The organism is Massilia sp. HP4 (genome assembly GCF_005222695.1).
GTDB lineage: Bacteria > Pseudomonadota > Gammaproteobacteria > Burkholderiales > Burkholderiaceae_D > Telluria.
The window spans coordinates 21,621-40,178 of the sequence record NZ_STGG01000047.1; the positions used below are offsets into that span (position 1 = coordinate 21,621).

The 18,558-nt window shown below is 65.8% G+C and carries 20 protein-coding genes; 11 read left to right on the forward strand and 9 right to left on the reverse strand.

The annotated features are described in order from the left end of the window. Positions 1-289 precede the first annotated feature (289 nt). Positions 290-1,612 (forward strand): hypothetical protein, encoded by a 1,323-nt coding sequence (locus E8M83_RS17040; RefSeq protein WP_137174543.1) that lies wholly within the window; start codon positions 290-292, stop codon positions 1,610-1,612. A 76-nt stretch (positions 1,613-1,688) separates the two neighbouring features. Here E8M83_RS17040 and E8M83_RS17045 read toward each other — a convergent pair whose 3' ends face one another. The 3 genes from E8M83_RS17045 to E8M83_RS17055 are packed head-to-tail and all read right to left on the reverse strand — an operon-like array spanning position 1,689 to position 3,409. Further along, positions 1,689-2,258, reverse strand: coding sequence for a YceI family protein (locus E8M83_RS17045; RefSeq protein ID WP_137174544.1), 570 nt, complete (start codon positions 2,256-2,258; stop codon positions 1,689-1,691). A 51-nt stretch (positions 2,259-2,309) separates the two neighbouring features. Then, a complete protein-coding gene (locus E8M83_RS17050) occupies positions 2,310-2,864 on the reverse strand; it encodes a YceI family protein (protein WP_137174545.1) in 555 nt (184 codons plus the stop codon). After that, on the reverse strand, positions 2,861-3,409 hold the full coding sequence (locus E8M83_RS17055; RefSeq protein WP_137174546.1) for a cytochrome b: 549 nt from the start codon (positions 3,407-3,409) through the stop codon (positions 2,861-2,863). Before E8M83_RS17055 ends, E8M83_RS17050 begins: the two co-directional genes overlap by 4 nt. Positions 3,410-3,596: 187 nt before the next feature. On the opposite strand from E8M83_RS17055, the gene E8M83_RS17060 reads away from it, so the two are divergent. After that, positions 3,597-5,516, forward strand: coding sequence for a TonB-dependent receptor plug domain-containing protein (locus E8M83_RS17060; protein ID WP_373995057.1), 1,920 nt, complete (start codon positions 3,597-3,599; stop codon positions 5,514-5,516). A 39-nt stretch (positions 5,517-5,555) separates the two neighbouring features. Here E8M83_RS17060 and purB read toward each other — a convergent pair whose 3' ends face one another. Then, the gene (purB, locus tag E8M83_RS17065) at positions 5,556-6,935 is read right to left on the reverse strand and encodes an adenylosuccinate lyase (RefSeq protein WP_137174547.1); all 1,380 of its coding nucleotides are present in this window, start codon (positions 6,933-6,935) and stop codon (positions 5,556-5,558) included. Between the two features lie 157 nt (positions 6,936-7,092). Here purB and E8M83_RS17070 point away from each other — a divergent pair, with 157 nt between their 5' ends. Then, entirely contained in the window at positions 7,093-7,707 is a 615-nt protein-coding gene (locus E8M83_RS17070; protein WP_137174548.1) for a glutathione S-transferase C-terminal domain-containing protein, read from the forward strand. Between the two features lie 14 nt (positions 7,708-7,721). After that, positions 7,722-8,648, forward strand: a complete 927-nt coding sequence (locus E8M83_RS17075; protein ID WP_229491616.1) for a PfkB family carbohydrate kinase — start codon at positions 7,722-7,724, stop codon at positions 8,646-8,648. A gap of 69 nt (positions 8,649-8,717) precedes the next feature. Here E8M83_RS17075 and bfr read toward each other — a convergent pair whose 3' ends face one another. Further along, on the reverse strand, positions 8,718-9,188 hold the full coding sequence (gene bfr / locus E8M83_RS17080) for a bacterioferritin (RefSeq protein ID WP_137174550.1): 471 nt from the start codon (positions 9,186-9,188) through the stop codon (positions 8,718-8,720). Between the two features lie 262 nt (positions 9,189-9,450). Further along, positions 9,451-10,419, reverse strand: coding sequence for an IS1595 family transposase (locus E8M83_RS17085; protein WP_137174551.1), 969 nt, complete (start codon positions 10,417-10,419; stop codon positions 9,451-9,453). A 195-nt stretch (positions 10,420-10,614) separates the two neighbouring features. Here E8M83_RS17085 and E8M83_RS17090 point away from each other — a divergent pair, with 195 nt between their 5' ends. Beyond that, entirely contained in the window at positions 10,615-11,406 is a 792-nt protein-coding gene (locus E8M83_RS17090) for a MipA/OmpV family protein (RefSeq protein ID WP_170976847.1), read from the forward strand. Here the strand turns inward: E8M83_RS17090 and E8M83_RS17095 are convergent. The 3 genes from E8M83_RS17095 to E8M83_RS17105 form a co-directional block, all read right to left on the reverse strand. Then, positions 11,378-12,769: an ATP-binding protein gene (locus E8M83_RS17095; RefSeq protein WP_137174553.1), complete on the reverse strand. Its 1,392-nt coding sequence runs from the start codon at positions 12,767-12,769 to the stop codon at positions 11,378-11,380. The two genes, E8M83_RS17090 and E8M83_RS17095, sit on opposite strands and share 29 nt — an antisense overlap. Next, positions 12,766-13,443 (reverse strand): response regulator, encoded by a 678-nt coding sequence (locus tag E8M83_RS17100; protein WP_137174554.1) that lies wholly within the window; start codon positions 13,441-13,443, stop codon positions 12,766-12,768. The genes E8M83_RS17095 and E8M83_RS17100 overlap by 4 nt, the downstream gene beginning before the upstream one ends. Positions 13,444-13,563: 120 nt before the next feature. Beyond that, positions 13,564-13,773, reverse strand: coding sequence for a (2Fe-2S)-binding protein (locus tag E8M83_RS17105; RefSeq protein WP_137174555.1), 210 nt, complete (start codon positions 13,771-13,773; stop codon positions 13,564-13,566). Positions 13,774-14,008: 235 nt separating this feature from the next. Between E8M83_RS17105 and E8M83_RS17110 the strand changes: the two genes are divergently transcribed. The 6 genes from E8M83_RS17110 (at position 14,009) to E8M83_RS17135 (ending at position 18,400) form a co-directional block, all read left to right on the forward strand. Then, positions 14,009-14,263 (forward strand): FeoA family protein, encoded by a 255-nt coding sequence (locus E8M83_RS17110; RefSeq protein WP_137174556.1) that lies wholly within the window; start codon positions 14,009-14,011, stop codon positions 14,261-14,263. A 4-nt stretch (positions 14,264-14,267) separates the two neighbouring features. After that, on the forward strand, positions 14,268-16,148 hold the full coding sequence (locus E8M83_RS17115) for a ferrous iron transporter B (protein ID WP_137174557.1): 1,881 nt from the start codon (positions 14,268-14,270) through the stop codon (positions 16,146-16,148). Between the two features lie 2 nt (positions 16,149-16,150). Then, a complete protein-coding gene (locus E8M83_RS17120; RefSeq protein WP_137174558.1) occupies positions 16,151-16,402 on the forward strand; it encodes a DUF6587 family protein in 252 nt (83 codons plus the stop codon). 102 nt (positions 16,403-16,504) lie between these two features. Beyond that, positions 16,505-17,176: a glutathione S-transferase gene (locus tag E8M83_RS17125; protein WP_137174559.1), complete on the forward strand. Its 672-nt coding sequence runs from the start codon at positions 16,505-16,507 to the stop codon at positions 17,174-17,176. A gap of 27 nt (positions 17,177-17,203) precedes the next feature. Then, positions 17,204-17,980, forward strand: a complete 777-nt coding sequence (locus E8M83_RS17130) for a 5'-3' exonuclease H3TH domain-containing protein (RefSeq protein ID WP_137174560.1) — start codon at positions 17,204-17,206, stop codon at positions 17,978-17,980. A 15-nt stretch (positions 17,981-17,995) separates the two neighbouring features. Then, positions 17,996-18,400 carry a response regulator gene (locus E8M83_RS17135; RefSeq protein WP_137174561.1) on the forward strand — a complete coding sequence of 135 codons (405 nt, stop codon included), beginning with the start codon at positions 17,996-17,998 and terminating at the stop codon, positions 18,398-18,400. Positions 18,401-18,558: the final 158 nt, after the last annotated feature.

The window sequence follows — 18,558 nt, forward strand, 5'->3', positions numbered from 1 at the left end:
AAGTGAAAAGACTTACCCCCAGGCCCAACAATTGCCGTGACCATGGGAAAAAGTCTAGAGATGCGCTCCCATCAAGTCGGTGCGGCAACTCACGTTGGATAGCGTTTTTGCATCGCTGTTCATCGCCGCTCCGATCGATCGCGCCTGCGACGGCCGGTTTGCGCGGGCAGTGCGTAACCGTGCGTCATCGAACAGAGCCGTACTGCGCATGGGCATATCGTGGCCTTTCATGGCGGCGCCGCCCGACAGCGCCTGACCACCCCAATTACCCGCATCGAAAGGAAACCTCATGAGCAGCTTCGACAGCAATCGCCAATCCCAGAACCAGCGCATGGTCACCGGCCTGTTCCCTGACCGTGCCAGCGCCGAGCGCGCCTACGGCACGGTGCACGACCGCGGCTATACCCGCGACGACGTCAACCTGTTGATGTCCGACTCCACCCGCACCACCCACTTCGCCGACAAGGATACGGAACTGGGCAGCAAGGCGGCAGAAGGCGCGGGCATCGGCGCCGGCATCGGCGGCACCATTGGCGCCGTGCTGGCTGGCATCGCTGCCGTGGGCACGACCCTGGTGCTGCCGGGCCTGGGCGTGGTCGTCGCCGGTCCATTGGCGGCGGCCCTGGCCGGCGCCGGCGCGGGCGGCATCACGGGCGGCCTGATCGGCGCCCTGATCGGCGCCGGCATCCCCGAGGAACGCGCGAAACACTATGAAGAAGGCATCAAGAACGGCGGCATCGTGATGGGCGTGCACACTCGCTCCGACGAAGACGCGGCCCATATTCAAGAGAACTGGACCAAGCAGGGCGGCTCGCACGTGATCGGCGCTGGCCTCGGCATCGCGGGCGGCGCTGCGCTGGGCGCCACGGTTGGCACGGTGGCCGGTCCGATCGGCACCGTCACCGGCGCCGTGGTCGGCGGCGTGGCCGGCGGCATCGCGGGCAAGGGCGTGGGCGAAGTCGTCAATCCGAAGGCAGGCGACGACCTGGCCGAGCACCACCTGGCCAAGGGCGTGGGCGCCGGCAGCGGCGCTGCCGCCGGTGCTGCGGTGGGCGCCGTGGGCGGCCCGATCGGGATGGCGGCGGGCGCCGTGGTCGGCGGCCTGGCTGGCGGCGCGGTTGGCCGTGGTGCGGGCGAAGTGGTCAATCCGAAGGCCGACGACGAACTGCATGACCACAACCTGGCGCAGGGCGTGGGCGCCGGTGGCGGCGCCACCGCGGGCGCGATCATCGGCGCCGCGGCCGGCCCACTGGGCGTGGCGGCGGGCGCGGCGATCGGCGGCCTGGCGGGCGGCGCGGCCGGCAAGGGCGTCGGCCACATGGTCAATCCGCACGAGGAAAACGAGTACTGGCGCACCCAGTACCAGACCCAGCCTTATTATTCGCCGGGCTACACCTATGACGACTACGCGCCGGCCTATGCGCTGGGCTACAACAGCTACGGCAAGTACGATGGCGGCTACGACGCCAACGAAGGCCATCTGGCCGGCGAATGGGAACGTTCGAAAGGCAACTCGCGCCTGAAGTGGGAACAGGCCAAGGGCGCTACCCGCGCCGGCTGGCATCGCGTCGAGCGCGCGATTCCGGGCGATTTCGACCGCGACGGCCGCTGATCGCACAGGTCTGTTTGACACGGGCATGAAAAAGCCCCGCCGGCTCGCGCCGGCGGGGCTTTTTTGCGACGGTCGATCAGCGCTTGACGGCTTCGACCTGGATCGCCAGCTTCACTTCAGGCGAGAAGTTTGGCAGCGCGTAGTTGATGCCGAAGTCGCTGCGCTTGAAGGTGCCCACCACGTCGGCGCCGCAGGCTTCTTTTTTCAGCATCGGGTGCATGATGCACTTGAATTTGTTGATCTGCAGCGTCAGCGGCTTGGTCACGCCGTGCAGGGTCAGCTCGCCGTCGACCGAAGTCGGCACGTCGCCGGTGTACTTGATCGACTTTGACTTGAAGGTCGCGGTCGGGTACTTGGCGGCGTCGAAGATGTCCGCGCCCTTGGCGTGCTCGTTCATCTTGTCGTGGCCGAAGTCGATGCTGTTGATGTCGACGGTGATGTCGAGCGAGCCGGTCCTGGCTTCGCGGTCGATGGTCACGCTGCCGCTCGACTTGTTGAACTTGCCGCGCCATACCGACAGGCCCATGTGGTCGGCCTCGAAGCTCGGGTAGGTGTGGTTCGGCTCGATGTCATAGGTGACCGGAGCGGCGAAGGCGGTGCTGGCGGCGAGGGCGGCGGCGGCCGCGATCAGGTGCTTGATCTTCATGTAGTGATGTCCCTTGTAGGTGTGGTGGTGGTGAGGATGACTGTGCTGCGCTTATGGCGCCGCGGTGACGCGGAACTTGATGACGACTTCATCGGCGACCATGCTCGTGTCCTTCCACTCGCCTTCGCCGATATTGAAGGCCAGCCGCTTGATCGGCAGCTGACCCTCGAATACCTGTTTGCCGCCTTCGGCCTTGACCGCCAGCGGGAAGCTCACGTCCGCGGTCTTGCCCTTCATGGTGAGCTTGCCCGACACGGTCAGCTTGCCGGCGCCGGCCGGCGCAATGCTGGTCGAGACGAAGCTGGCCTTCGGGAATTGCGCCGAATTGAACCATTCCTTCTTGGCGACCTCTTTGTTGTACATCGGGTCGCCAATGTCGAAGCTGGCGGTATTGATCTCGACGCTGGCCTTCGAGGCGGCCGGCTTGGCCGCGTCGTAATCGATATTGGCGGTAAAGGTGCGGAACGGCGCCTCGACGGGCACGTTCATCTGCTTGAACACGGCCGAGACGCTGCTCTTGGCCGGATCGGTCTTGAGCGGGACGGCGACGGCGAGGGCGCTGGCGCCGGCCAGGGTCGCGACCAGCAATGCCTTCAATGGTTTCATCGTTTTTCCTTCGGGGTAGGGATGGGTAGCATGCGCTGCATCACGCCGTCGCGGTCGACCAGCAGGTGCTTGAACGCGGCCAGCACGTGCAAGGCCACCAGGCCGGCCAGCAGCATATTGAGCCAGTAGTGCACGCCGCGCAGCACGGCCCTGAGTTCGGGATCGGGGCCGATCAGCACCGGCAGCGGGATCTCGCCGAAATACACGACCGGGAAGCCGGCCGCCAGGCTGAAGAAATACCCCGATAGCGGCACCGCAAACATCAGCACGTACAGCAGGATGTGCAGGCCGTGCGCGGCGCCGCGCTGCCAGGCCGGCATGGCGTCGGCATACTGCGGCGGGTGGTTGAACAAGCGCCACAAGAGGCGCAGCGCGGCCAGGGCGAGCACGGTGACGCCGGCCCATTTATGCCAGTTGGTGTAGCGGATCTTGGCCATGCTGATGCCCTGGATGTCGGTCATGACCAGGCCCAGCGTGAACGTACCGATGATGGCGATGGCGATCAGCCAGTGCAGCAGGATCGCGGGCATCGTATAGCGGCGCATGTTTGTCTTTAGGTAACTAGTACGAGTTAGAACTAACCAACTATAGCAAAAAAGCGGTCACTGTGCTGTCGAGTGCGATTTTCCCGGTCAAACACTAGCACGGTCTTGTACGAGATGCACCATTCAGCGCGACAGAATGTAAAATCCGATCATGAGCGCGTTTATCAGTTATTGCTGCAGGAATCTTGTGTTGGCCTCGGGCGCAGCCGCCTGCCTGGTGCTGCCCGCCATCGCCGCGCCCGGCGGGCAGGCCGACCTGGCCGACCTGTCGATCGAGGAGCTGGCCAATATCCAGGTGACCTCGGTCTCGAAGCGTCCCGAGCGCCTGCAGGATGCCCCGGCGGCGGTGTTCGTGATCACGGCCGACGACATCCGCCGCTCGGGCGCCGATTCGCTGCCCGAGGCGCTGCGCCTGGCGCCCAACCTGCACGTGGCGCGCATCAACGGCTATGCCTATTCGATCAGCGCGCGCGGGCTCAATAGCGGCGGCAGCGCGCTGTCCAACAAATTGCTGGTGCTGGTCGACGGCCGCTCGGTCTACACGCCGCTGTTCTCGGGCGTGTTCTGGGACGCGCAAGACGTGCTGCTCGAAGACGTCGAGCGCATCGAGGTGGTCAGCGGTCCGGGCGGCGTGCTGTGGGGCCTGAACGCGGTCAATGGCGTCATCAACATCACCACCCGCTCCGCGCGCGACACACAGGGCGGCATGGTGGCGGCGCATGGCGCCAACGACGGCGACGCCGGCGCCGCCTTCCGCCAGGGCGGCACCAGCGCGGGCGGCGTCGCCTGGCGCGCCTTCGGCAAATATACGCGCCGGGCCGACAGCGACCGCGTCGAGGGCGGGAATATCGACGATGGCTATCGGCGCGCCATGGCCGGCGTGCGCGCCGACTGGGAGCAGGGCAGCGACCGCTTCACGGTGCTGGGCAATGTCTACCAGGGCCGGCTCGACCAGCCGGCGCCGGGCGAGATCGCCACGCCGGGCGGGCCGGACCGCTTCGGCCGCGTGCATTCGGATGGCGTCAACCTCACGGCGCGCTGGCAGCGCATGCTTGACGACGGCGGCAGCGTCGACGTCCAGGCCTATCTCGACCACACGCTGCGCGAGTCGCCGCCGCTGTTCACCGAGCGCCTGACCACTGCCGACCTGCAGTTCCAGCACACGCTGCCGGCGCAAGGCAGGCATGGCATCGTGTGGGGCGCCAACTACCGGCATTCGCGCGACCGGGTCGACAACAGTCCCTATGTCGCCTTCCTGCCGGCGCGCACCACGCAGCGCTGGGGCAGCCTGTTCGTGCAAGATGAGATAACGCTGCGCGACGACTGGCGCCTGGTGCTTGGCGGACGGGCTGAGTACAACCACTACACGGGCACCGAGTTCCTGCCCAGCGCGCGGCTGTCGTGGCGGCTGTCACCCCAGCACGCGCTATGGGCGGGCATGGCGCGCACGGTGCGCGCGCCGTCGCGCCTGGACGTCGACGCCTGGGTGCCGGGCCAGCCGCCCTACATCCTGCAGGGCGGGCCGCAGGTACGCAGCGAAGTGGCGCGCGTCATCGAGCTCGGTTATCGCGGCCAGCCGGCGCCCACATTGTCGTATTCGGCCACGCTGTTCCACCACGACTACGAGCACCTGCGCACGCAAGAATTCGACCCGACCCGCAGCTACCTGCAGTTCGCCAGCCTGATGGAGGGCTATGGCAGCGGCATCGAGGCCTGGGGCAGCTGGCAGGCCATGCCGCGCTGGCGCCTGGCGGCCGGCTTCACGGCGCTGCGCCAGCGCCTGTACACCAAGCCGGGCAGCAACGACACAGGCAGCGTGCTGGCGGCGCGGCGCGATCCCACGCATACCTTGCAGCTGCGTTCGAGCTACAACATCGACGATACGCGCGAGATCGACGTCAGCCTGCGCCGGGTGGGCGAGCTGGCCGCCGCCGGGGTGCCGTCGTACACGGCGCTCGACGCGCGCTTCGGCTGGCGCCTGCGGCCAGGGGTGGCGCTGTCGGTGTATGGCGAGAACCTGAACGGTGGGCACACCGAGTTCGGCACCGCGCTGTACCGCGCGCAGTTCGAGCGCCGGGTGGGCGTCAAGCTGAGGTGGGATTATTGAGGCGATGCCGCCGGCGCGGCGGCATCGTTCGATGCAGGCTTAGATCTCGGCTGCCAGCTTGGCCGCCAGGCCGGTGTAGTTCGCCGGCGTCATCGCCAGCATCAGGTCCTTGGCTTCCTGCGGCACGGCCAGCGTCTCGATGAACTCGCGCAGCGCGTCGCGGGTGATGCCCTTGCCGCGGGTGAGTTCCTTGAGCTGTTCGTACGGGTTGGCGATTCCATAGCGGCGCATCACGGTCTGCACCGGCTCGGCCAGCACTTCCCAGTTGGCGTCCAGGTCCTGCTCGAGGCGGGCAGGGTTCACTTCGAGCTTGTTCAGGCCGCGCAGGCAGCTGTCGTAGGCCAGCAGCGCGTAACCGAAGCCGACGCCGATATTGCGCAGCACCGTCGAATCGGTCAGGTCGCGCTGCATGCGCGACACCGGCAGCTTGTCGGCCATGTGGCGCAGCACGGAATTGGCCAGGCCCAGGTTGCCCTCGGAGTTCTCGAAGTCGATCGGGTTGACCTTGTGCGGCATGGTCGACGAACCGATTTCGCCGGCCTTCAGCTTCTGCTTGAAGTAGCCCAGCGAGACATAGGTCCAGATGTCGCGGTTCAGGTCGAGCAGGATGGTGTTGGTGCGCGCGATGGCGTCGAACATCTCGGCCATGTAGTCGTGCGGCTCGATCTGGATGGTGTACGGGTTGAAGGTCAGGCCCAGGCGTTGCTCGATCACGTCCTTCGAGAAGCTTGGCCAGTCGAATTCAGGGTAGGCCGACAGGTGGGCATTGTAGTTGCCGACCGCGCCATTCATCTTGCCCAGGATTTCGACGTCGGCGATGCGGCGGGCGGCGCGCTGCAGGCGCGCGACCACGTTGGCGATTTCCTTGCCGAGCGTGGTCGGGCTGGCAGTCTGGCCATGGGTGCGCGACAGCATCGGCAGCGCCGCGTTGGTGTGCGCGATCTCGGTCAGCCTGGCGATGATGGCCTGCAGGGCCGGCAGCATCACGCCGTCGCGCGCCGCTTTCAGCATCATGCCGTGCGAGGTGTTGTTGATGTCTTCCGAGGTACAGGCGAAGTGGATGAACTCGCTGGCCGCGACCAGTTCGGGCACGTCCTTGACCTGCTCCTTGAGCCAGTACTCGACCGCCTTGACGTCGTGGTTGGTGACCGCCTCGATTTCCTTGATGCGCGCGGCATCCTTTTCACTGAAATCGGCCGCCATCCGGTCGAGGTGAGCGATCGCTTCACTTGAGAATGGCTTGATCTCGGCAAAGCCTGCCTGCGACAGCGCCTGCAGCCACGCGATCTCGACCTTCACGCGGTGGTGCATGAAACCCGTTTCCGACAGGATCGGGCGCAACTTGTCGGTTTTGGAGGCGTAGCGGCCGTCGAGCGGGGACAGGGCCGACAAGGTAGGGGACAGGGCGGTAGAGGTCATGGCAGGCGGTCCGGGCAAAAACGCGGATTTTACCACCGGACCGGTTTTGAATCCTTGCGCATGCCGCACCTGGCCGATGTGTGCAGGCGGCGACAGCGCAGGTTTTGCGGCAGGGCCCGATGCTATACTGGGTTTCGATTCCCAACTCCGTGCTTCCATGAAACTCATCGGTTCTGTCACCAGCCCTTACGTCCGCAAGGTCCGTGTCGTGATGGCGGATAAAAAGCTCGACTATTCCTTTATGCAGGAGAATGTCTGGGCCGCCGATACCACCATCCAACAGACCAATCCCTTGGGCAAGATTCCATGCCTGGTGATGGAAGACGGCAGCACCCTGTACGACTCGCGCGTGATCGCAGAATACCTCGACACCCTCACCCCGGTATGCAAGCTGCTGCCGCCCAATGGCCGCGACCGGGCCGAGGTCAAGGTCTGGGAAGCGCTGGCCGACGGCGTGCTCGACGCCGGCATCCTGGTGCGCCTCGAAACCACGCTGCGACCCGCAGCCCAGCAAAGCCCGGAGTGGATCGATCGCCAGTGGGGCAAGGTGCACGCCGGCCTGCGCATGATGTCCGAGCGCCTGGGCGAGTCCAGCTTCTGCGCCGGCAACCACTACTCGCTGGCCGACGTCGCCGTCGGCTGCGCGCTGGGCTGGATCGCCTTGCGCTATCCCGACATCGACTGGCGTGGCGACTACCCGAACCTGGCCCGCCTGTTCGATAAGCTGTCCGAGCGCCAGTCGTTCAAGGACACCGTCCCCTTCCTGGCATGAACGGCACGCCGGGCATGTCCACCGCCGTGATTTTCGGCGAAGCGCTGGTCGACGATTTCCAGTCCGGGCAAGTCGTCGGCGGGGCGCCGTTCAACGTGGCGCGCCACCTGGCCGCCTTCATGGCGCCCGTGCTGGCCATCACCCGCATCGGCGACGACCAGGGCGGCCAACTGGTGCGCGCCGAGTTCGAGCGCTTCGCCATGAGCGAGGCCGGGCTGCAGCGCGACCCGCTGGAAGAAACCGGCCGGGTGCTGGTCGAGCGCGGCCCGCGCGGCCACCGCTTCACGATCCTGCCGAACCAGGCCTACGATTTCATCGACCGCGCCGCGGCCGTGGCGAGCGTGCAGGGCGTCGGCGCCGGCATCGTCTATTTCGGCATGCTGGCCCAGCGCAACGAGGTATCGCGCGGCGCGTTGAAGGCCGTGCTGGAGGCGAGCAGCGGCACGGCTGCGCGCTTCCTTGACCTGAACCTGCGCGAAGGCCAGTACGACGAGCGCGGCGTCACCCGCGCGCTGCAGGTGGCGAACATCGTCAAGGTCAACGAAGAAGAACTGCAGGCGCTGTTCGGCTGGCACTTCCAGATCAAGCCCGACGATCCGGCGCTGTCGGCCGACGAGGTGCACGCCTCGTGCCAGGCCTTGCTCAAGATGTTCTCGCTCGACGCCCTGGTGGTCACGCTGGGGCATCGCGGCTCGGTGTATTTCGGCAGCGACGGCCGGGTGCTGACCCAGCGCGATCATCCCGCGCCGCCGTTCGTGATCGATACGGTGGGCGCGGGCGACGCCTTCGCGGCGATCTTCCTGCTGGGCCGCATGCGCGGCTGGCCGCTCGAGACGGCCTTGTCGCGTGCGAACGAATTCGCCGGCGCGATCTGCGCGATTCCCGGCGCGGTGCCGACCGATATGGGGTTCTACGACAAGTGGATGACGCGCTGGCGCTGAGCGCAGCGCATGCGAGGGGGCAATGCAAAAGGGCCGGCGAAAGCCGGCCCTTTTTCAATCACGGAACGATCACGGAGCGATCTGGCTCTGCAGGTAGTTCTGGATGCCGACCTTGACGATCAGGTCGAGCTGGGTTTCCAGCCATTCGATATGCTCTTCGGTGTCTTCCAGGATCATCAGGAACAGGTCGCGCGACACGTAGTCGGCAGCCGCTTCGCAGGCGGCGATGCCTTCCTTGACGGTCACTTGCGCGGCGCGTTCCAGCTTCAGGTCGCATTCCAGCATTTCCTGGGTCGATTCGCCGATCAGCAGCTTGTGCAGCGCCTGCAGGTTCGGCAGGCCGTCCAGCATCAGGATGCGGTCGATCAGCTTGTCGGCGTGCTTCATCTCGCCGATCGATTCTTCGTACTCTTTCTTGCCCAGTTTTTCCAGGCCCCAATGGCGGTACATGCGCGCATGCAGGAAATACTGATTAACTGCGGAGAGTTCATTGGTCAACTGTGCGTTCAGCAGACGGATGACGTTTTGATCGCCTTTCATTGGAGTGCCCTTGGTAATTTCGAATGGGCTCAATGATAGCAAACAAGCCGCCGTAATATGCCCTCAAAAGAGAGAAAAATGGCGAAAAAAGCGCATTAAATCGAAGAAAAAGCCACAAAATGGCGCGTAATAAAAACCGTTCTCACTCCATAGTGAAAACGCTTCTCGCTACCGAAAAAATGAAATGAAAGCGCTTCTCATTTCACCCCGCCGGACATTATCCCCAGCATGGTTTCATGCATAAAAAAAGGCGATGTCACCGTTACCTATGGATGAATCTGATCGCGACGCGCAGCAATTGCTCTACAGAAGTAACTCGCCCACCATCGAGCGCCCACAGCCAACCCAGGTAATTTGGCAGGCGCCATGACGCCACGCCATGAAAGCGAGCCAGCCACTCCTTGAACCGCCGATGATAGGCGTTCACGTTCTGCACGTGGATGGCGCCCTGGGTGCTTGCGCGCACCCGCTGGCCCGCCTGGAGATTGACGGCGTGATGGGCGATGCCGTGCTCGCGGGCGAAGGCGCGGTAGGCGGCGTTGGCGTCGGTGACCAGCAGCGCCTGGGGATCGAGCTTGGGAAACAGGTATTCGTTTAACTGGGATTTTGTCAAAGCGCCGCGGCCGGTGACGGCGTCGATGGTCTGCCCGCTACGGTCGCGTGCTACCAGGATGCAGTCGAGGTGGTGTGAGAGGCCGCGCAAGGCCGCCTTGCCGCCGCGCTTGCGCGGTTTGCGATCGAGCTTGCGTGAACCCTTTTGCGATTCGAGCAGGAAGGTCTCGTCTGCTTCGACGATGCCTGTGAGTTGCTGCGGCCGGTCGTATTTGACCCAGTGAAGAAAACGGTGACGCCAGCGAAAGGTGGTGTTGCGGTGGACGCCGACCTGCCTGGCTGCGCTGCGCACGGTGCGCGAATCGAGTAGCGCAGTCAGGTAGTCTAGCCACTTGCCCTTGTGCCTGAGCCGCGCCAGTGGCGTGCCGGTCAGGTCGTTGAAGGTACGGCCACACTGGCAGCAACGGAACCGTTGCAAGTCATTGGCCTGCCCATGGCGATGGCAGCGCTCGCAGGCACAATCCGGGCAGCGGCGGCCTGGCGCGCGAATCTCGGCGATGAGCGCGATTACGCGGTCGAGCCCGGCTGCCGGATGCAGGGCGGCGAGCACCTGCAACCGCTGTGGCTGGTTCAAGGACGGCAGTTGCGCGAACAGCTTCATGAACTTGGGCGCTTTCACGATCCCCTCCCATGAGGGACACCAGGAGTTGGACCGCTGGGCAGCTCAACAGTTCAATACTCATCCATATTTAACGGTTACAGCGCCTTAAAAAACCGTTAATCGTTGCCCGGTATGGTTCGCCCTGTCATGGTCCGCCATGGTACGCCTGCCGACCGCGGCCGGCGTAATCGCCACAGATTGTTTCTATCGCCGATGACTCCAGTATCTCTTCCTATCCGTTCGACCACGCTGCTGCTGGCGGCGCTGGCTTGCGCCGTGCCGGCGTCGGCCCAGGTCGTGGCGCCCGAGCAGGTCGCCGCAGAAGCCTCGCCCAGGACCTCCCAGTGGGGCCTCGGCTTCGGCGCCGGTTTCGATAAAAGCCCGCTGCGCGACTTCGACGATGACGTCGATCCACTGCCGCTGGTGCTATACGAGGGCAAGCACCTGAGCGTGTTCGGCGCCCGCATCGACTACAAGCTGCCGTCCTACGGTCCGCTGCAGTTCCGCCTGCGCGCGCGCTATGCCAACGATGGCTACGAGGCCAAGGATTCGCCTTACCTGGCCGGCATGGAAGAGCGCAAGGGCGGCCTGTGGCTGGGCGGCGCGGCCATCTGGCGCAGCGGCGCCATGAGCGTGGCCAGCGAATTCACGGCCGCCACCGGCGACGCCGAGGGCAAGCGCTTCAAGCTGGAACTGAACCGCGAGTTCCGCACGGGCGCCGTCACCATCACGCCGCGCATCGGGGGCGAATGGTACGACAAGGACTACGTCGACTATTACTACGGCGTGCGCGCCAATGAGGTACGCGCGGACCGCCGCGCCTACCGCGGCGACTCGTCGCAGGCGATCGAGGCCGGCGTGCGCTTCGGCTATGCCTACCAGCGCCGCCACAACTTCTTCGTCGACGTCAGCGCCAAGTCGCTGGGCAGCGAGATCAAGGACAGCCCGCTGGTGGAGCGCTCCACCGAGAGCAGCGTCAAGCTGGGCTATCTGTACGCGTTCTGACGGCCGGAGCGGCGCCTGCGGCGGTCGCCTGGAACGCGATCCGCACCAGGAAGCCCTTGCCGGCCAGGCCGTCGCCGGTCTCGATGCGCGCCGCATGCAGGCGGGCGATGGCGGCCACCAGCGACAGGCCGATGCCGCTGCCGCGCCCCTGGTTGCCGGGCAGGCGATAGAAGCGCTGGAAGATGGCCGTGCGTTCGGCCTCCGGCACGCCGGGACCGTCGTCGGCCACGTCCAGCCACGGTCCTTGCGGCCCCACGCCGCAGGCGACCTGCACCTGCCCGCCGTCGCGCGCGAAGCGAATCGCATTGTCCAGCAGGTTGCGCAGCAGGGTCGCCAGCTCGTCGAGATTGCCCTCGACCCAGGCCGGCGCCATATCGCAGTCTAGCCTGCAGCCCAGGCGCTGCGCGTGATAGGTGTATTCATGCACCACATGCTCGACCAGTTGCGCCAGGTCGAGCGCTTCGGTGCGGATCGAACACGACATCGCATCGAGCCGCGCCATGTCGAGCAGCTGCTCGGCCATGCGCGCGCTGCGCCGCACACCCTGCTGCAGCATCTCCAGCGCCTGCTGGCGCTCGTCGTCGCTGCGCGCGTGCAGGGCGACCTCGACGTGGGCCTGCAACACCGACAGCGGGGTGCGCAGCTCGTGGGCGGCGTCGCCCAGGAAGCGGCGCTCGTTCCCCACCGCCTTGTCGAGCTGCACCAGCAGGTGGTTGAACGAGGTGACCAGCGGCTGCAATTCCACCGGCAGCGCGTTCACCGGCAGCGGCGTCAGGTCGAAGTCCTTGCGCCGCAACAGCGCGCGCTCGATGACCGACAAGGGCCGCAGCGAGTGCTCCAGCGCATGCAGCAGCAGCACGGCCACCAGCACCAGCACCGCCGTCATCATGGCCAGCGCGAACAGGACCTCGCCATACATCTCGCGGTCGATCACGCCTTGCAGGTTGGCGACCTGCACCGACACCAGGCCATCGCGGTCCGAGATGGTGTACACACGCCATGACTGGCCGCCAGCCTCCAGCGTCGCGAAGCCATTGCGGAAGGTCGGCTGGAACGGCGTTTCGGGCGCGGCCGGCGAGCGCAGCACCAGCCGGCGATCGTGGCTCCAGACCTGGAGCGCGAAGTTCTCGGGGTCGCGCTCCATATCCGGCAGCAGCTCGAGGCCGGGGCCGAACGGCCCTTCGTTGATCTTCTCGGCCGGCAGCGACAGCAGCAGGCGGGTGCCGAACGATTGCAGCTTGCCGTCCCACAGGCTGTGTTCATTGCTGGCGATATAGGCGACCACCACGCCGCCGCCGCAGATCCAGCAAAAGGCCAGCGCCAGGCCGAATACCCGGCGCACGCGGGCGCGGATCGAATTCATGCCACGTCCTTGTCCGCGCCCCTACCCAGCCTGTAGCCCTGGCCGTGCACGGTCTCGACGATGTCCTCGCCGAGCTTGCGCCGCAGCTGGTGGATGAAGACGGCGATCGTATTGCTCTCGACGTCGCCGTCCGCACCATAGATCAGGGTTTGCAGGTGGCTGCGCGCGATGATGTGGCCGGGCCGCTCCATGAAGGCGAGCAGGGTCCGGTATTCGTAGGCGCTGAGCGTCACCGGCCGGCCGTCGCAGGTCACGGCCTGGCGCGCCACGTCCAGCACCACGTTGCGGCAGGTAAGCGTCGGCACCGTCTTGCCTTCGCTGCGCCGGGTGACGGCGCGCATGCGCGCCCACAGCTCGCTGAATTCGAAGGGCTTGACCAGGTAGTCGTCGGCGCCGGCGTCCAGCCCGGCAATGCGCTCGGACATCTGGGCGCGCGCGGTGAGGATGATCACCGGCGTCGCGTTATACGCCGCGCGCAGGTTGCGCAGCAGGGCCAGGCCCGATTCGCCCGGCAGCCCGAGGTCGAGCAGGATCACCGAATAGGCGTTGTCGATGAGCGCCAGGCGCGCACCGTCGGCGTCGCCCGCATGGTCGAGCGCCAGACCCTCCTGCCGCGCGCGTTCGCGGATGGCGGCGGCGAGCATGGCGTCGTCCTCGACGAGCAGGATCTTCATGGGCGTGGCGGGTAGTCGTTGACCGGCCAGTATAACGGGGGCCGATTAACGGCTTGTTAAGAGGGATGGACGAAAAAAAGCCCCGCTACATGGCGGGGCAGGAGAGATGTGGGAGTCAATTCAGGCCGCTTGCGGGGTGCGACGCACTTCGGTGATCGTGGTCTTGCTGTCGATGTGATCGTGCAGGACTTCGCGCGCATAGCTGACGCATTTGCCGCACATGGTGCCGACGCCCAGTTCCTTGCGCAGCTCGGCCATCGAGGAGATGCCCAGGTCGGCCGCCTGGCGGATTTCACGGTCGGAGATGTTGTTGCAGACACAGACGATCATCGAAACTACCCTTGCTGTTTATGCTACAAAAATGCGAATCATTCTCATTTGCGTTGCTATTTTCTGTAAACTCGGCGGCGAACGCAAGCAGAATTTGCCTATCGTGTGCACTTTTTTTGTGCTTTTCGTCCAGGCAATGACAAGCTGCAAATAGTAATAGTTCGCATTTAGGTTTATGATGTCGGCATCATTCCTGTCGCTGTCTCATAAGCGCAACAACCTATTGGAAGCTGCCATGACCCTAGCCCCGTCCCTGTCCACCCTCGACTCGCTGAAAGCGGGCCAGAGTGCCACCGTAGTCCAGCTGGCGCCGCATGCGCAGGGCGGCGTCGACGTGCAACGCCGCCTGATGGAGCTGGGCTTCGTGCCGGGCGAGCGCATCCGCGTGCTCAAGCGCGTGCTGGGCGGTCCGCTGGCGGTCAAGGTCGGCGAGTCGACCTTCGCCCTGCGCCGCTTCGAAGCGGCGCTGGTTTCGATCAAGGCGGATTGAACGCATGGGAGTCATGGAACAACAAGTCGCCGCCCGCACGCCATTGGTCGCACTGCTCGGCAACCCGAACTGCGGCAAGACCGCGCTCTTCAACCGTTTGACCGGCTCGCGCCAGAAGGTCGCGAACTATGCCGGCGTTACCATCGAACGCAAGGAGGGCAGCTTCAAGTCGCCGGCCGGCCGCGCCTTCCGCGTGCTCGACCTGCCGGGCGCCTACAGCCTGAACGCCCAGACCCCGGACGAGGGCATCACCCGTGACGTGGTGGCCGGCCTGCGTGCCGGCGAAGCCGCGCCGGATGCCGTGCTGTGCGTGGTCAATGCCACCAACCTGCGCCTGAACCTGCGCCTGGTGCTGGAACTGAAGCGCCTCGGCCTGCCGATGGTGCTGGCCCTGAACATGGTCGACGTCGCGAAAAAGCGCGGCATCGAGATCGACACCGCGAAGCTGTCGCAAGAGCTGGGCATGCCGGTGGTGGAGACCGTCGCCATCCAGTCGGGCGGCGAACAGGCGCTGCTGGCCGAACTCGATCGCATGCGCTTCGATGCGCCGGTCAAGGCCAATCCGCTGTCGGCGATCGACGCGGTGCCGGTCGAAGAGACCCAGCGCGAAGTGCGCCGCATGCTGGCCGTCGCCGTCTCGACCGCGAAGGACACCGGCAACCTGACCGAGAAGATCGACAACGTCGTGATGCATCCGGTCGTGGGCCCGATCATCCTGGCGGCGCTGATGTTCCTGATCTTCCAGGCCGTGTTCAGCTGGGCCGGCACGCCGATGGACCTGATCGAGGCCGGCGTCGGCGCGCTGGGCGAGGCGGTCGGCTCGTTGCTGGGCGAAGGCATCCTGCACAGCCTGATCGTGGACGGCATCATCGCCGGCGTCGGCAGCGTGCTGGTGTTCCTGCCGCAGATCCTGATCCTGTTCTTCTTCATCCTGCTGCTCGAAGACGTCGGCTACCTGCCGCGCGCCGCTTTCCTGCTCGACCGCATCATGGGCAGCGTCGGCCTGTCGGGCCGCGCCTTCCTGCCTTTGCTGTCCTCGTTCGCCTGCGCGATTCCCGGCGTGATGGCCGCGCGCACGATCCAGAATCCGCGCGACCGCCTGGTGACGATCATGATCGCCCCCCTGATGACGTGCTCGGCGCGCCTGCCGGTGTATGCGCTGCTGATCGCCGCCTTCATCCCCGACCAGACCGTGGCCGGCTTCCTCAACCTGCAGGGCGTGGTGCTGTTCATCCTGTACATGGCCGGCATCCTGTCGGCGATGGCGGTGGCCTGGTTCATGAAGCGCCAGGGTGAATTCAAGCAGCACGCGCTGATGCTCGAACTGCCGGCCTACCACTGGCCGCAACTGAGCGCCCTGGCCTCGGGCCTGTGGGAACGCACCAAGATCTTCCTGATGCGGGTCGGTACCCTGATCCTGACCATGATGGTCCTGCTCTGGCTGCTGTCGAGCTTCCCGGGCGCCCCGGAAGGCGCGACCAATCCGCCGATCTACTATAGCGTGGCCGGCATGATCGGCCGTGCACTGGAAGTGATCCTGGCGCCGATCGGCTTCAACTGGCAGATCGCGATCGCCCTGGTGCCGGGCATGGCCGCACGCGAAGTCGCGGTCGGCGCGCTAGGCACCGTGTATGCGCTGTCGGGCGGCGACGAAGTGGGCGACCTGCTGGCGCCGATGATCGCCGAGTCGTGGTCGATGGCCACCGGCCTGGCGCTGCTGGCCTGGTATGTGTATGCGCCGCACTGCCTGCCGACGCTGGCCACCGTGGCCCGCGAAACCGGCAGCCGCAAGTACGCCTGGATCATGGCCGGCTATATGTTCGGCCTGGCCTATGTGGCGGCCTTCATCGTCTATCGCGTCACCCTCGCCATCACTGGAGCGTAACCATGCAGGAACTGCTTGTCGTCGTCATCGTGGCCGTCTCGGCGCTGTACCTGGGCGCGAAGTACATGTCGGCCGGCCTGCGTGCGCGCCTGGTCATGCACCTGACCCGCGGCGGCAAGCGTTCCTTCATCGCCCGCTGGCTCGACAAGTCGGGCGGCGGCGGTTGCGGCGGCGGCAGCTGCGGCAGCGGCTGCGCGCCCAAGCAGCCCGACCCGCCGGGCAAGCACCGCGTGATCAAGCTGCACCAGCGCTGATCCATCCTCGCGGTCCGTGCCCTGGTACGGGCCCGCCCCGGGCTTGTTGGTGCATGCGCAACGGTGCTAAGCTGGCGCCCATCGCCACTTCGCCTTCCCGCCATGATCGTCGTCCATCACCTGAACAACTCGCGCTCGCAGCGCATCCTGTGGCTGCTCGAAGAGCTGGGCCTGGAATACGAGATCAAGCGCTACCAGCGCGACCCCAAGACCATGCTGGCCCCGCCCGAGCTGAAGGCCGTGCACCCGCTGGGCAAGTCGCCCGTCATCAGCGACGGCGACCTGGTCGTGGCCGAATCGGGCGCCATCGTCGAGTACCTGGTCGAGCGTCATGGCGACGGCCGCCTGCGGCCCGCGGCCGGCACGCCGGCGCGCCTGCGCTATACCCACTTTTTGCACTATGCCGAGGGTTCGGCGATGCCGCCGCTGCTATTGAAGCTGGTGTTCGACAAGGTCGAGAATAGCCCGATGCCGTTCTTCGTCAAGCCGATCGCGCGCGGCATTGCGCAAAAGGTCAAGGGCAGCTTCGTGCTGCCGCAGATCGCGCTGCACCTGGGCTACCTTGAGGCGGAGCTGGGCAAGCACCCCTGGTTCACTGGCGAGGAATTCACTGCCGCCGACATCCAGCTCAGCTTCCCGCTGGAGGCTGCGGCCTCGCGCGGCGGGCTGGACGCCAGATACCCGAACCTGCTTGACTTCCTGAAGCGCATCCATGCGCGGCCGGCCTACGGGCGCGCGCTCGAGCGCGGCGGCAAATACGAGATCGGCAAATGAGTGGCAACGTTTGACGGAGTCCACGGCATGGCCAAGCTGCTCGCCATCGACGGCCTGAACATCGTGCGCCGGGTGTACGAGGCCAGTCCCGAGCCGGATTCGGACCTCAAGGCCAGCATCGCACTGCGCCACGCCTTCTCGTCGTTTCGCAACGTGCTCGAGACGCATGCGCCGACCCATGTGCTGGCCGCCTTCGACCACGGCGGCCCGAACTGGCGCCATGCGCTGTATCCGCGCTACCGCGAGGGCCGGGCGGCGATGCCGCACGAGCTGCGCGCGGCGCTGCCCGAATTCCACGAGCGCCTGCGCGCGGCCGGCGTGCACGTCGTGAGCGTGCCCGAGGTCGAGGCCGACGACGTGATCGCCACCGGCGTGATGCGCTGGCTGTCGGAAGGGCGGGGCGAGGCCATCGTCGCCACCACCGACAAGGACCTGCATCCGCTGATCGCGCACGGCGCGCTGGTGTGGGACCACTTCAAGAACGAATGGCATGACGACGCCTGGGTGCGCCAGCGCTTCGGCGTCGCGCCCGAGCTGCTGCACGACCTGCTGGCGCTGATGGGCGACCCGACCGACGGCGTGCCGGGCGTGTCCAAGGTCGGCATGAAGACCGCCGCGCGCCTGCTCAACGCCTATGGCAGCCTGGATGCCGTGATCGCGGGCGCCGGCATCCTCAAGACGCCGCTCGGCGAAAGGCTGCGCGCCGAGCGTGAGATACTCGAGATCTCGCGCTGCCTGGTGTCGCTCAAGCTCGACGTGCGCCTGGGCGTGACCTGGAAAATGCTGGCCTATGACACAAATTAAAAGGAAAACGACGCGATGCTGAAGGCGGTAATCGTGGATGGAAACGCGGTCTCGCGTTCGATGCTGGGCACCGTGCTGGCCGACGGCAGCTACGATGTCGTGGGCACGACCCACACCAGCGCGCTCGGCTACGCGCTGGCAATGAAGCACCGCCCGCACGTGGTCTGCATCGCACGCGAGCAGGTCGAGGACGGCAACGACGTGGTCGAGCAACTGCGCGCCGATTTGCCCAAGACCCTGGTGTTCCTGGTCTCGGGCACGCTCGACGCGCAAGCGGTGCAGTCGGCGGCGGCGCGCGGCGTGCACGGCTTCATTGTCAAGCCGTTCAAGGCCGACACCGTGCTCAGGACGATCCGCAATACCGTGCTGGCCTTCGTCAAGAAGCAGCAGGCGGCAGTCAAGCCCGACCCGCAGTCCTAGTGTCCTGAATTGAAGATTCGTTGAATAAATGCGGCGAGAATCGCCCCGATACTGCGTCGCAAATGCGCGCAAGGCCCCGGCCTTGCTGTGCTTTGCTCCTTGTCTCGCGCCGATTTCGCCACATTTACTATTCAACGAACTTCCAATTCAGGACACTA